Origin of the sequence: Microcoleus sp. M2_D5 (genome assembly GCF_036701935.1) — a bacterium.
GTDB lineage: Bacteria > Cyanobacteriota > Cyanobacteriia > Cyanobacteriales > Microcoleaceae > Microcoleus.
Map to the genome: position 1 here is coordinate 1 of NZ_JAUBRP010000115.1, position 14,216 is coordinate 14,216.

Consider the following 14,216-nt stretch of genomic DNA (forward strand, 5'->3'; position numbering starts at 1 on the left):
GCACTTTTCACTCGCTCGCACGCTCTCGATCGCTTTCGCTACGTAACGTGCGATCGATTATTCAGCAAACCCTAATTTGACAGTTATGTCCCAAAAAAATAAAACCCCTGTAGTTATTTTGTCACTATTAATTACGATCGCCCTAGTAGGTGCAGGTATTTGGTAGCTGACCGACAGCAGCAGCCCAAATCTCCCAATTTCACCGTCGCAAACCCCCAATTTACCCTACGCCCCGACACCAAAACCGCCACCATCATTTTAGCTGTAGGGTGCGTCGCTACCCTTAAATTATCAAAAAAATCGACGATCTCGCAGCGACGCACCGGTGCATACTATTGCAAGATTTTGGAGAATTGGTATTACCCCGCGCCCCGACAGCAAAACCGCCACCGTCATTTTAGAGGAGAGTTTGATACTAACAGTCGCGGATATACCAGGGTAAAAACCCGGTTTTTAAATCAACATCTATACGGATCTATCCGCGATGTTTAAGACAAACCGGGTTTTTTGACCTAACTTTAAAGAGGATTTACAACAAGAATGCCTTTGCCGGGGCCTTCGTAAATCTCAACTCTAGAGACTTGTCCGCTACCGGCATAAAATGTTACTCCGGCGAGCGAGCGAGATGGCATTGATTGCCAAACACCATCATCTGGTGTAGACACTATATTGGTTGTGAATCCATCATCCCAGATAATTGTAATTTGGGTGAGACTCTGCTTGACTGAGCAGCCGATCATTTGTGCCTGTGGTTGATTTTGTCCGTAAAAACTACATTGAGCTTTATAGTTTTTAGTAGAGCTTTTTGTCTCGGCTTGAGCAACGATACCGAAAGCAGTGACAGATGCTAGGAGCAAATTTGTCACCAAAACCGCTTTATAAAACAAAGATGAGGTGAGTTTCATGGATTGGGTGATGTCGAGAAAAATAATTAACTTTATCTTACTCCAATACTCATCCTGTGAGATTTCAATCAGGATCTAACGGCGAGATGGGGCTAAACTTGCGAAACTCCGATCGGCTTAACTCCCCTATTCCTATCAAAAACAGCCCTCGGTTTCAAAGCAATTCTCAACAACAGCCACAGGGAACGCCATTCTCCGGGAGTTTCCTGGCGCTGCCACTGGCCCGGGCGACAGTACAGCATTTCGATCAAACAGCGGTGCTGGCTAATGTTCAGGCGATCGAACGCAATTCGCACAGTGGGAAATTCCGCAAAACAGCACTTTTTTTCATCCCTAAAACTCGACTCCCACTGAGATTTATCGCTCACCAACTCAATCTTAGCCACCGGAATAAAACAGTTCTCTTCCATAATTTCCAAAGTCGCCGAATCGCAATCAATTAAACCTTTTGCCAAACGACGCTCAGTGCCCAACTCAACAACAGACGCCCCTACAGATATACTTGCTTTGACTGTCGCACTGCGAGGGAGCGCTTTTATTTTACCCTGGGATAAAGTTGTCGGAACGGCATATTTTGGCAAAATCTCTGTATCTGTAAAACTCTCTTTACTGCCTTTATTTTTCACTGCAAAACTTGGCAACTGTGTCAAAGCAACTTCCGCGCCACTTTCCGAAATTACAGTGGTTACACCCCAAAAACTTTTACCGCCAATATTCAGTTTTACAACCCTGCGTAAATTGAACCATTCGTAAATGTCCGGCTTAGGAATATCCACCAAAATCAGCAAGGCAATCCCCAGCATCAGCAGGTTGTACGCGCTCCAAATCCATCCCCAACCCAGGTTTTTTGACAAATCTACACTTTCTGATATTGACTGTACGGTGCCAACATTTTTAACTAAATTAATGTTTAAATTGTGCCACAAACTGACTGCTGTAGCTGCGAACAATAAAATCAAAGGCCATCCCAACTTCCAGTTAAAACGAAAGCGATCGCTCGCCATTCCTTTCGGCGTCACCTGAAACCCTTTCCCAAAGGGATTCAGCATGGAACTCACCACCGTCACCGCTAAAGGAATACACTGGACGAACGAATAAAGATCGGAAAGTAAAGCCGATCCCGATCTGCGGTTCAGCCATGAAAACACAGTAAGTTGCACCAAATAGTAAGGCAGGAAAAAGTACAGCAATTCCCGCGCACTTGCCCGCAAAGGAATTATGCCTAAAAACGAATAAGCTAAAGGTATTAACAGATAAAAAACCTTGGTTAAACTGGTAAACCAGTGCAGCAATCCTTCCAAATGAGACAGCCTTTGTACAAATGTGAGACCGCGAATTGTTAAAGGATTGGAATCAATAAAAAATGCCTGAAGCGTGCCTCGCGCCCAGCGTAGCCTTTGATTTAGATGAGCCTCTATATTTTCAGCCGCCAAACCAGCACTCAATTTTTCATCTAAATAAACTAAGCGATATCCGGTTGCTGACAGCCTAATTCCGGTAAAATAATCTTCGCATATCGAATCTGTGACCAAGCCTCCCGCTGTTTCTAAAGCAGTTCGTCTCACTACAAAAGATGTACCGCAACAAACCACGCTTTCGGCGCTGTCTTTGATGATTTCAATTTGCCGGTAAAAGATTTCTTCTTCCGGCGCTAGCACATTTTCTAAACCTAAATTACGGGAGATTGGGTCGTGGTTGTAAAAGCTTTGCGGTGTTTGAACGAGGGCGATTTCGGGATTTTGAAAAAATCCAACTGTGCGAGTTAAAAAGTTTTTAGTGGGAATAAAATCTGCATCAAAAACTACAATTAGTTCTCCATTTGTTAGGGCTGTGGCATGATTGATGTTTCCAGCTTTGGCGTGAATATTATCGGGTCTGGTTATATACTCGCATCCCAGTTCTTTTGCCAGCAATTTGATTTCAGACCGCTTGGTATCGTCGAGCAAATATACTTTTTTGTTGGGATAATCTAAGGCTTGACAGCCGATTACACTGCGCCGTAAAATAAAATTAGGTTCGTTGTAAGTTGGGATAAAAATATCTACGGGCGGGGTGAAGTTTCCAGCTTCAACTGCAACTGCCATGCGATCGGCTTCTCGACGCCTGTCTTTCATTCTCAGCATTAAATACAGTTGAATACTGGTGTTGAAAACCAGTAGCATTTCTAGGAAAAACAGCCCCAAACTAAAGATACCGTTGAGGGGATCGGTTAAATTTAGAGTAGCGAGCGATCGCCACAAAACGTAGCGAATGGTTAAAGCCAGAACTATTGCAACTACCACAGCGCGCGACCATTTCTGCGGTTGAGGCGAAATTTTAATTGCAGCTAAAGCAACACAGACAAGCGCGATCGTCGGCAGTAACAAATACATCTTGCTCGTAGCAGGCGCTTGCAGCCACACAGGCGGGTTTTGCTGCCAAGAGTTGATTGTGGCAAAAATACCGCTGACAGTACCTTCACTGCCAAACCAGGCTGCGGCGATCGCACCTGCGAAAGCAACCGCCCCCAACACGACTAGCGTTGCCGTCGGCACCCGCGAAATCCGCCAAAAGCGGCGTTTCAAGTCTTGAAAATCAAATCTTGAAGTTGTCATAAAATAATTTTAAGATCCCGATCGTGCATCCAACAGTAAGGGTTTCCTGCTGTCCACTTTTTAATTCAGTTGAAAATTCTCACACACCCCAATTGCTCTATTTACATTTTTTAACATTTTGACCATTGTATGATACTTCATCTTGCTTGCTGTTGCCAAACTGCTTAGCGAGTCCAAACCAGGCCAAATATAGCAGAAGGAAGAACGAAGAAGGCTTTAGTTACCTAGGAGAGAAGCCATATCAATTTCGGTAAAACTGGAATGATTGTGAGTGGGGAGTGGGGGAACGAGGAATTGCGCGACTTTGACTTTATCATTCCCAACCCAACCGGAAAAAATATCAGAAGCAATCTTCGGTAAGGATTTCATCAATGTCCGCAACAGACCCGACGGTATGTTCCACAATCAAAAATATTTCTTGTGGGCCCATTCTGCGACACCGCCCATACAAAAGCTTAGGGAAAATGCTGCCACATCTGAGTCCTAAAATTCGGGCGCGCTGGCAAGAGTTCAAAAAAAATTATCTTGTCTACAAATCAAATAGGATTGCTATATCAAACTATAGCAATCCATAAAATTAAACCATTAGACGACTTTGACATCTAACTAAAGGTAGATAAATTTTATATTTATTCAAAAAAATTACCGCGATCGCAGCCCAAAAAGCCAGCAATCAAAAAACTAATCAGCAATTTCTAATTGCGAGATTGCATACCGGGCGACAGCCAAACTAACTCTGGCTTGTTCTATTTCCGACAATTGGGCCCAAGGTTTTTGAGCGGCCATGACCAATTGCGCCCCTTCCGAATCCACATCTCGCATGGCATAAGCCAAAGGACGCGCCAACACCTGCAAATCTTCCTCAGCCCACTGAGGCAAAATATCTAAGACGCACTCTACCATTTGGTCAGCTAAAGATTGATACTTAACAGTGGCATTTTGCACGCTTTGAGCGATGCTGGTCAGAAAATCTTGAGGAACGCGAGCAAATTTTTCGCGCAAAGACTTTTGCAGAGCAGTCGTCAGCCAAACTTGTTCTAATTGCGAGAATAAAACTTGGGACTTCAGGGCAATATCGCTGTCGCTGAATGAATCAGATAGCGCAAATTCCTGCTCTAGGGCAGTTAAATAAGATTCCGATTCAAGCTGTGCAGGATTCCAGGGGTAAGCAACATCAGTCTGAACAATTGTGGCGAGAAGTTCCATCTGGGCCTGAGTTTGAGAATCGCGAAAATATTCAGAATCAGTAGATTGGGTAGCCATGATGTAATACCTAAGTGGGAAAAGGAAAAGACAGAGGGGGGACTGTGCCAAGAGCTAGTGCCGAGCTATCAGTGGTGAGTAACTCTCTTAAATTCAGACTGGAGACTTAACGCCTAGAACTTTGCTGTGCTACTCGCCGCTTGTCTTCATTAGCTACACCCGCACCTTAATTCGTTCCGCAATCAGTCTCACTGTAGCCCGAAGTTTTAGGAACCTCAATAGTGAACTCAAAAATCTGACCTTGAGAACTGCCAAATTTTAGCTGAGTCCCGCTGCGTAGCAGCAATTCTTGGTGGTGAACTCTCTGCCATCCCTCAGATCCCAAAACTAGAGTCCCGTAGCGAGAAAAATCGCGCAGGAAGTAGCTAGGTTCTTCCCGGCTATCTCCGATCGTGTTTCGGCAGAAAATCTCGGCGTGTTTTTGAGAAACCCACTGTTCTCGAATCACTACGTCGTTTTCTTCCCAGCGTCCGACTCGAACCATACCTGCGCGAATGGGCCAAACCTGATTGCTCGAGTCGGTGGATTTGCCATTGGGTCGATCGCGCCCCCGCAAATAAGCACAAGACGGCAACCGTCCCAGCCAAGTAGAAGAATTTAAAGGCAACTCAGTTTTCAGGTCATCTACCGGCTCAGTTAGCTGACCGTCAAACTCAGGGTGCATATACAGCACAGGCAGCGTCCAAGCCGGTTGATTGAACTTGTAGAGCGTCAGTAACTGCTGTCTGGCGACGGCCACGGCCCGATCGACCGACATCCGTCCGGCCAAAGCTTGGGCAAAAGTTTGGATAAAACTCAGGGCCTCGCGATCGGCGATCGAGTCCCGCATCCCCAATACCGCCGGCACCCCGTGATGGATCAGTACCTCAGCCAAACTGCTGCGGGCGATCGCCTGTTGCTGGCCGTTAGTTGAGTGCAGCCTCTCCACCGCCGGCTGAGCTCCCCAGCAGGCATTAAACACCGCCAGAGTCACCCGGCACCGAACTAATACCTGAGCCAGTTCAGTGCCATTAATCGCCGTTTCCGGCCCCAAAAACAGCAAGCCACCGTCGGGGCCCGGTATCCCGTGGCCGGCGTAAAACAGAATGTTGTAAGCTTGCGTTTCCAGCCGAGAAATGAGTTCCGCCGGAGTCGGTTCGATCAGAGTATCGACGCGAGTCGGAACGCTGATGTCAAAATATTTGCCGCTGTCGTCGGTTTGAAAAGCACTTTCCAGAATGCCAGCTAGGGCGAGTGCTTCTTCTCCCAACTGCAAATGACCGTTATTACTGTTGGAAAATTGAGAATTAGCACCGCCCCCTGGTTCTGTTTGTCCCAAAACTAGCAAAATGTTGAGCGACTCCGCAGGATGCAGGGGTGGCAAAGGTTCAACATTGCTGGTAGTGCGGCTAAAAAGCAGTTGCTGCGACAGAGAAATTGCCGGTTGACCGGCTTGAGGCTGCATAATTTCCCAAGGTAAAGCAATTAAATACGGTTCGCGCAAGTCTACGCGCACTCGCAGGGGTAGATTTTGCCCGATCGCGATACCTTTACTTTCCTGGAGACTGCCCTGAATCGGCCCTTCAAACAGCCACTGCCAAAGATTAATCCCCAAATGCTGCATCAGGCGGCTGCTGTAGCTTGCCGGTGGCCGAGGCGGATGTCGATCCCCCTTGTCGCCCCACCCCCGTTGACCGAGGTGGAGCGGCACAGAGGGCGTCGGTGTTCGTTGTTCAGTTTCTGCCAGTATATTCTGGTTGAATTCCTGCGAGACCAAACTGCCATCAGGATTTAGGGGCAATTCGTGAATTGTCCCGGAGGGCGAAAACATTTCCTGCCAAGCTTTCCAAGATTGGGAGAGGGTATCGGGCCACATACAGTCGTGGTGAACGTACCCGCTGGGATAGGGAGCTTGTAGAACCCAAGTGGCAAAATGGTTTGCCCCAGCGGTTCTCAGGCGAGCGATCGCTATACTGAGGCAAGGACTTTCAGGGCGCGCCATTCACAACTACCGACTCTGGATATAGGGATTGATCGACTTTATCTATTCGTAGTTTATCGGGTTTGGGGTGCGATCGAGTGCGAGAGATTGCTTTGGGAGTTTTTACTGAGTGCCCAAAAATTTATCTATATTCGGTAAATCTACCCAAGTTCCCGTAGCATTCGACTCCTGGGTCAAATCCATCAACAACTGCGAGTAAACTCCTTCTCTGAGGGACGGTATCAAGGATTTACCGGCATCTATTGCTTCTACCCACCTATCTACTACTCGAATAAACGGTGCAATCCTCCCGTCTGGATAAACTTGAGGAAACTCCAATCTTTGAGGAATTTTGATTTCCGCTAAAGGTTCTCCACCTTGGGAACCCCACAAGCGAAATCCGTGGACGTAATCTTGCTGGTTGTCGCTTCCCAACACCAACGTACCCTTACTCCCGTATATTTCCACCCAGTGTCCCCGCCCTTGATACGTAACCGAACTCAAACAAACTTGGCAAGGCGTTCCCCCAGCTAATTCCAACATCAACGTGCAAGAATCATCTGCATCTACGGGTTTTAAATTTCCCGAATCATGCGGATCGGGCCGCGCCGAAATGCCTGTTATCAAGTTCCCAGAAAGCCTCTGCGGCGGGCCGAACAGCCAGCTAATATAATCAAAAACGTGAGAACCCGTCGCGCCCAAAACTCCGCCGCCTCGCTCTTTCTGCGCGTACCAATTCCAGGGGCGACTCGAAGGGGCGCGGCTCGATACCAGCCAATCAATCTTAATTAAACGCTTTTCTCCCACATATTCTGCTGCCAATAATTCTGCTAGCATTTGCCATGCGGGGATGAAGCGAAACTCAAAGTCCATTGTGGCAATTGCTCTCGAACCACCATTTATAAAATCGGTTTGAGATTCGTTGTTTGCCAATCGGTAAAGTTCCCTGGCTTCATTTGCTGTCAGGGCTGTGGGTTTTTCTAATAATAAATGCTTGCCTGCTTCCAAGACGGTTTTTGCCATTTCATAATGCAAAAATGGCGGTGTGGAAATGCTGACGCCCGCTACTTCTGGGATGGCTACTATATCGGCGATCGAGTCGCAAGCGTAGGGGATATTGTGGCTAGAGGCGAGATCCTTTGCTTTATCTAAATTCCGGTGGTAAACAGCCACAACCTCTGTCCGGTGATGTGCCTGGAATCCGGGAATGTGTACTTTTTGACCGAAACCTGTACCGACTACTGCAACGCCAATTTTTGACATAATTTAATAGTTGTTAACTGTTGACTTTTGACTGTTGGCTGTTGGCTGTTGATAGTTTGCTGTTTGTAGTTGTTAGTTGTTATTTGTTAGCTGCCACCAATAAATAATCACTAATGACCAATAACTAATGACCAATAACTAATGACTAATAGACCTCTCCCATAATTCTTGTGGAACAGGCATCTTGCCTGTTCAAAACTGTATTTTTGGGAGATGTCTACTGATTAATGACTAACCACCCATTCAATTACTTGTTTTCCCAAACTAACCCCGTCAAACAAGTCAATTTCTCTGATCCCTGTAGGGCTGGTGACATTAACTTCTGTGAGATAACCGCCAATGATATCAATCCCGACAAAGTACAGTCCGTCCCGTTGCAGCACTGGTTCTAACTGAGTGCAAATTTCCCGTTCGCGATCGGTAATTTCGGTTTTTGCGACTCGGCCGCCGACGGCCATGTTGCCGCGAAATTCATTGCCGGTGGGAATACGGTTGATAGCACCGATCGGCTTGCCGTTTAACAAGATAATCCGCTTGTCTCCCTCTTTGGCTTCCGGCAGATAAGTCTGAACCATCACTGGAATTTGCCCTTGTTGAGTGCTAATTTCGACCAGGGAGTTAAGATTGCGATCGTCCGCTTCCAAAAACAAAATCCCCTCGCCAGCTTTGCCACCCAAGGGTTTAAGAACTGCTGCTCCTTTTTTCTCAACAAATTGCCGAATTACCTGCTTGTTTTGAGAAACAATTGTATCGGGGATCGCTCCTTCAAATTGCAAAGCATACATCTTTTCATTCGCCGCCCGCAATCCTTTGGGACTGTTAACTACCAAAGTTTTAGCCGGATCGATGCCATCTAGAAGGTAAGTAGCGTAGAGGTAAGGAATGTTGACTGGGGGATCTGTCCGCATAAATACAGCGTCCATTGCTTCCAGAGGCTGCAAAGTAGGCTGTTCTACCTGGTACCAAGCCTCATCCGCCTCCCAGCGTCCCTCTACTACTTTTACTGGGGTGAGGGCTACCCGACTCAGCATTGCCCAGGTTTTGCCGCCGATGACGCTTAGTTCGTTGGCTTGAGTCGCCCAGACTTCGTGACCCAACTCTTGAGCTGCCTCCATCAGCGCTACGCTGGTATCGTGTCCTGGAATTAGTCGCGCGAGGGGATCGATGATGAATGCAAATTTCATTGTCAGTTAAAATTAAGAATTGGTCGCCTAAAAATTTGGGCTAATTGAAAATTCCACAGGGAATGCCTCATTTTGCTGCTAGCAGCGGATCTAGCAGGCCTTGAGTATCGAGTTTGTGGATGTCGTCGCAGCCGCCTATGTGCTGGTCGTTAATAAATATCTGGGGCAGGGTGCGGCCTCCGTTGGCTCGATCGCTCATTTGAGCCCGTGCCGCTTCATCTCCGTCGATCGCGTACTCTGTGAAATCAACCCCTTTTCGTTTGAGCAGTGCTTTGGCACGAATGCAAAACGGGCAGGTTCTCCAAGTGTAAATTTCTACTTTAGGGGTCATGGACGCTCAAGCAATAACAATATTTTTTAATTTTAATCTTAACCCTAGTGCGGACTTTTTTGACTTCCTAGGCTGAAACCCTCGATTTTTCGTTGGTAGCAAATTTGCCTAGGAGCGTTGAAACCCTTATTTTAAGGTGACATATCAAAAACTGTGCGAAGCATTTATCTTAACCAATCTTATTTTAATTTTTATATTTTAATTTTTATTATATATAGCAACATATAGCAATCTTCTGGCGTTGCACGGGAGGTTATTCATTGCTAAAACCCTTGCCAGGAAGTGCATTTGCCTTCTTCCTTGTTTTTGCCCTGACCAGGAATTTCTTCATGTGGTACCCGCCACGTGATTTATCTCGCGCAAATCAATCCCAAATCGAAAATCTAAAGTCCTCAAGAAAGAGCATTTATCCGTGGGGTCGCCTCTAAAATCTCAAATCTCAAATCTCAAATCGATTGACTGAAGTCGCTATCGCTTTCTTCATTCCCAATCTGGCTCTATTTGCAGCGCACAAGCTAGGTGTCAAGTTATTTTTTATACAAGTTTTTATTTATATAAATTTAAGTAAACAAATATCCTCGCTTCAAAAAAACGGAGACATTTTAAAGGCAAACAGGTTGGTCATCAGCCTGCCTAGCGCTGCGGACCAACCTGATTGTTTCGCTTTCTGCAGGAACATATCATACCTGCACCTGTCAGTAGGACTGCGATCGCAGTACCCGGTTCCGGAATAGAAGTTGCATTTCTCGAAGGTGTAGTTCTGTATATTTGGGATAAACGCGGCTGGGTCGCCAATGGGCTCTCGGATGCCGTTGGGGTGGATGCCGGCGTGGGGGCACAGGCAGTAGAATAATTTCCGGGACCGCAGACATCTACTGCAGCTGCCGGAGGGGCGGCAGCTAGATAGTAAAACGCTGTTGCCATTGTGGCAGAGAGTCCAATTGCTAGTTTTGCCAGTGGCGTACACATAACTATTTAGTTAAACAGTGGTAAAATCGAAAAATAGAAATAGTCCTAGAGATTAGCGCTGTACGACGGGCAAGGATTTTAGAGTTCTTACAATCAATCTTACAATCAATAAGATGTATTCTCTCGCGAACGTCTGTAAAAGATAGTATAGCGTTTGAGGTAAGTGCCCAAACACTTTAATAAAATTATTCTCTTTTACCTTGACATCCCGTACCGTGGTTTGCACAGAGGTTTGCACAGAGGTTTGCACAGAGGTTTTCACAGACAGGTAGTTTACACAGAGTTAAGCAACAGTTAAGCAACATCTTTTTGCTACCTCTGAACCAACAGCCCTTACAGCCCTTAACAAAGAGTCTTTTTACCTTGACCGCGGCCTCCGGAAATTAATTATTTAACCGATCGCCAAATAGAGCTGCTGTATTGTACTTTGCCATGCACAATCTGACTACTCTTTTATCATCTCATATTTCGACTAAATCTGTCCTCAGTATATGTACGTATATTCCCCCATGTCAACTATTCAAAAGGAATATTTAAGTATTTACCGAGGGTAGAGGGCGTATTGAATGAGCTGAGCTAGTCTGTCGCGGAGAGTTTCCATCCCCAAACCTTTGGCGGCCGAAATAAATACTGCTTGAGGAAATTCTTCTCGGGCGAGGGCGAGAGTCTCTCCATCTACGGCATCGATTTTGTTAAAGACGACAAGGGCTGGGCCGGGAGTTACGGGCATATCTGTCAAAATATTCATGACCGATCGAATTTGGCTCTGCCACGCGGGATGGGAGAGATCGACCAGGTGCAGCAAAGCATCGGCGTCTGTGACTTCTTCGAGGGTAGCCCGGAAAGCGTCGATCAAGGCGGGAGGCAGTTCGCGAATAAAGCCCACTGTATCTGTCAGGACGATCGACAAGGGTTCCCCGGTGACGCCGGAAATGGTCAACCGTCGAGTTGTGGGGTCGAGGGTGGCAAATAACTGGTCGGCGGCATAGACTTCGGAATTTGTGAGCAGGTTGAGCAGAGTAGATTTACCGGCGTTGGTGTAGCCGACGATCGCCACTGAGGGTACGTTGTGATGGTGGCGGTTCTGCCGCAGCCGGAAGCGGTGCGCCAGCAGTTGATTTACTTCTTGCTGCAATCGAGAAATGCGTTTGGCGATCGTCCGCCGTTCGGTTTCTAGCTTGGTTTCCCCTGGGCCTCTGGTACCGATGCCGCCGCCCTGCCTGGACATTGCCTGACCGCGACCGGTGAGCCTGGGCAGGGCGTACTCTAGCTGAGCGAGTTCGACTTGCAATTTACCCTCGCTCGATCGAGCTCTTTGGGCAAAGATGTCGAGAATTACCTCTGTTCGATCGACGACGCGGATACCTATCTGAGTTTCCAAGTTCCGTATTTGTGCGGGGGCCAGGTCGCGATCGAATACCACGAGGTTAGCACTAATCGTCTGAGCCGTGAGGGAAATTTCCTGAACTTTGCCTTCGCCGACCACTGTCTGCGGATGGGGGCGCGATCGTTTTTGGCGCACTGTTTGCAGTACCTGACCCCCGGCGCTTTCAACCAGCCGCGTGATTTCTGCGAGCCCGTCCTCAAACTCCAACTGAGTCATGTGCTGAGTCATGACACCTACCAACAGCACTTTATCTTGGTCTGCATCGACCTGCTTAGCGACAAACTCTGCTTGAAACTCTGCTTCGAGTCCTTCCACCAAATCCAGAAAGTCTTGGTCGGCGAGTTCGTCCAAATTCAGCGGTTCTGATATTTTCCAGGGAAAGTGTTGAGTTTGAATTAGTGACTTGGGAATTGAAGGTTCTTCTCTTTCATCAGTTGCATCTGGTTCTAACTGAGCGCTCAAAACAGAGAACTCAAAATTTGGCCGCTCTCCTTGGGGTATCAGGTGAGCGAGATAAGTTTCTTGGATGTAACCAGTCGCACCGCCGCCGCGGCGCTGAAATCCTCCCCCCGTCAGTGTCAGCCAAACGAGGGCGTCCAGCCGCTGAATTGCCATTGCTGTGAGGGCTGCTTCGCTTGGGGTTTCTGGCTTTAGGTGGGTGGCGATGCAGCGAATGCCGCTGAGGCGACCTCCCCCGTAGCGGGGCAATTCTAGGGGCGCAATCTGGGTTTGGCGGGGTGTACCCACGCCGACGCGAATTACTTGTCCGCGACGGTTGATGTAGGTGCAGATTGGTTTGTCTATTTCCGTGCTGATGGCGGCGACGCGCTGGGCGAATTCTGCAGTGGTGATGCGATCGCCCGGTAGTCGCTGGTGGTACAGCTTTTCGAGTTGCTTGAGCTGGCTGGACTTTAAACCTTGAAGATTGCCGTAGATGGTTTCGATAACTGTTTCTCCCGATCGATCTGTTTATCTCCTATTTTAGTTAACTCAAGGGCGATCGTGTTCGGGTTTTAAATTGAAAATTACTAAATTTACTTGCCTCTAGCAGAGCGCGGGTTCAGTATTGTCGAGTCACCAGCGCCGTTGTTTGTCACTACGGGGCGATCGGGCTTTTCACAGCCGCAATCTCAACTTGCAGTTGTATTTAGTATTTACAGATACAGGCGATCGGTAAAAAATCTCGCGCAACAAAACTTAACACTTTTTTTTCCGTTTCAAAATCCTCCTTTAGACTTGTGTGTATCTTGAGCCTAGAGACAGATAGCAAAGCAGAAATTAGGCCACTACCATGAGAAGCGAAACATTGTTAAGGAATGTAAAAACATGGAAACTCGTCCTACCAACCTGCCTCCAACAGCTAATGCTTACAACGGCAAAGATCGGAATGCCTTCTTGTTTGGCTTCAACCCGCAAGCAGAACTTTGGAACGGTCGCTTAGCGATGATCGGTTTCTTAGCTTATTTGCTCTGGGACGCTGCTGGATTTAGCGTTCTGCGTGACATACTTCACTTTCTGCCTACCTACATTGCTCAGTAATGAGTAGCTGTCTTTCCTGTCTGGCAGCGTGAGTAAATGCCGCCACTGCCAGACAGGCTAAAAGTTACAAATGGCAGCGAGTATGGTTTTGTCCCTTTGTATCTTTCGTTACTTTTGAATGGCATTAAAAGACTTCTTGCTGTGATTCGACGATTACGGGTGGGGGCGCTGTAGCTGGCGCGGTGAATATTAATAGCAACAGATATTTATTGCGTAAGGGCGATCGCCCCTGCTGTATTTTTGGCAAGAAATCTCATCAAGCATTTCTGATAATTTATGAAAAATAGGAGCATCAACGATGATTAACTCAAATTTACTGGCAGTAGTAGAATCGACCCTGGCTGACACAGCATCAGGAAATTGGCAAAAACCAATAGTGATGTTTGTTTGCAATATCTTAGCATTGCTAGTTCTCAGCCGCCGAATTTGGTATCCCCACGTCGGGCCGAAAATGCCTTTACCCTTCCCCTCTTTGTTCAACAATGTTAGCGTACCGGCATTTCTGGCTTGCATGAGCGCAGGTCATTTGCTCGGAGCATTTATGATTTTGACCCTCAACATCGACAAATATTTCTAGCATAAATGGCGTCGCTTTTGTGGTGATTTATTGCTAGATTTTTTAGTAAGTTAAAAAGCGCCAAAAAAATGGTAGGGGTAAGTGAAAAGCGTTTACCCCTAATTTTAATTTTATATATGAAGTGGCGCAGAAATCGGTTTTTTTACCATCCCCATTATTAGATCGGCTTAGGATCGCGAATTAAATAACTTACAATTTTAATTGTTATTGTGGGATGGGCGTCCCGCCCGTCCTTAAAAGACGG

Annotated in this window: 13 protein-coding genes; 4 read left to right on the forward strand and 9 right to left on the reverse strand. The window is 47.0% G+C overall.

The window, feature by feature from the left end:
• Positions 1-131: 131 nt before the first annotated feature.
• The 8 genes from QUA50_RS27820 to grxC all read right to left on the reverse strand — a co-directional run bounded on the left by QUA50_RS27820 (position 132) and on the right by grxC (position 9,500).
• Complete coding sequence (locus tag QUA50_RS27820) at positions 132-323, reverse strand: hypothetical protein (protein WP_333298955.1); 192 nt, start codon at positions 321-323, stop codon at positions 132-134.
• A 195-nt stretch (positions 324-518) separates the two neighbouring features.
• Positions 519-905, reverse strand: coding sequence for a hypothetical protein (locus QUA50_RS27825; RefSeq protein ID WP_333268451.1), 387 nt, complete (start codon positions 903-905; stop codon positions 519-521).
• Positions 906-997: 92 nt separating this feature from the next.
• Positions 998-3,499, reverse strand: coding sequence for a glycosyltransferase family 2 protein (locus QUA50_RS27830; RefSeq protein ID WP_333268453.1), 2,502 nt, complete (start codon positions 3,497-3,499; stop codon positions 998-1,000).
• 681 nt (positions 3,500-4,180) lie between these two features.
• A complete protein-coding gene (locus tag QUA50_RS27835) occupies positions 4,181-4,762 on the reverse strand; it encodes a hypothetical protein (RefSeq protein ID WP_333268455.1) in 582 nt (193 codons plus the stop codon).
• Positions 4,763-4,928: 166 nt separating this feature from the next.
• Positions 4,929-6,743 (reverse strand): CHAT domain-containing protein, encoded by a 1,815-nt coding sequence (locus tag QUA50_RS27840; RefSeq protein ID WP_333268457.1) that lies wholly within the window; start codon positions 6,741-6,743, stop codon positions 4,929-4,931.
• Positions 6,744-6,845: 102 nt separating this feature from the next.
• On the reverse strand, positions 6,846-7,985 hold the full coding sequence (locus tag QUA50_RS27845) for a Gfo/Idh/MocA family oxidoreductase (protein ID WP_333268458.1): 1,140 nt from the start codon (positions 7,983-7,985) through the stop codon (positions 6,846-6,848).
• A gap of 224 nt (positions 7,986-8,209) precedes the next feature.
• Positions 8,210-9,169, reverse strand: a complete 960-nt coding sequence (gene gshB, locus QUA50_RS27850; protein ID WP_333268460.1) for a glutathione synthase — start codon at positions 9,167-9,169, stop codon at positions 8,210-8,212.
• Between the two features lie 67 nt (positions 9,170-9,236).
• On the reverse strand, positions 9,237-9,500 hold the full coding sequence (grxC, locus tag QUA50_RS27855; RefSeq protein WP_333268462.1) for a glutaredoxin 3: 264 nt from the start codon (positions 9,498-9,500) through the stop codon (positions 9,237-9,239).
• A gap of 655 nt (positions 9,501-10,155) precedes the next feature.
• Here grxC and QUA50_RS27860 point away from each other — a divergent pair.
• Entirely contained in the window at positions 10,156-10,353 is a 198-nt protein-coding gene (locus QUA50_RS27860; RefSeq protein ID WP_333268464.1) for a hypothetical protein, read from the forward strand.
• A 657-nt stretch (positions 10,354-11,010) separates the two neighbouring features.
• Here QUA50_RS27860 and hflX read toward each other — a convergent pair.
• Positions 11,011-12,603 carry a GTPase HflX gene (gene hflX, locus QUA50_RS27865; RefSeq protein ID WP_333268466.1) on the reverse strand — a complete coding sequence of 531 codons (1,593 nt, stop codon included), beginning with the start codon at positions 12,601-12,603 and terminating at the stop codon, positions 11,011-11,013.
• Positions 12,604-12,652: 49 nt separating this feature from the next.
• On the opposite strand from hflX, the gene QUA50_RS27870 reads away from it, so the two are divergent.
• The 3 genes from QUA50_RS27870 to QUA50_RS27880 all read left to right on the forward strand — a co-directional run bounded on the left by QUA50_RS27870 (position 12,653) and on the right by QUA50_RS27880 (position 13,972).
• The gene (locus QUA50_RS27870) at positions 12,653-12,778 is read left to right on the forward strand and encodes a hypothetical protein (protein ID WP_263053573.1); all 126 of its coding nucleotides are present in this window, start codon (positions 12,653-12,655) and stop codon (positions 12,776-12,778) included.
• 404 nt (positions 12,779-13,182) lie between these two features.
• A complete protein-coding gene (locus tag QUA50_RS27875) occupies positions 13,183-13,395 on the forward strand; it encodes a chlorophyll a/b-binding protein (protein ID WP_333056696.1) in 213 nt (70 codons plus the stop codon).
• Between the two features lie 298 nt (positions 13,396-13,693).
• The gene (locus QUA50_RS27880) at positions 13,694-13,972 is read left to right on the forward strand and encodes a Photosystem I reaction center subunit PsaK (RefSeq protein WP_333041853.1); all 279 of its coding nucleotides are present in this window, start codon (positions 13,694-13,696) and stop codon (positions 13,970-13,972) included.
• Positions 13,973-14,216 lie beyond the last annotated feature (244 nt).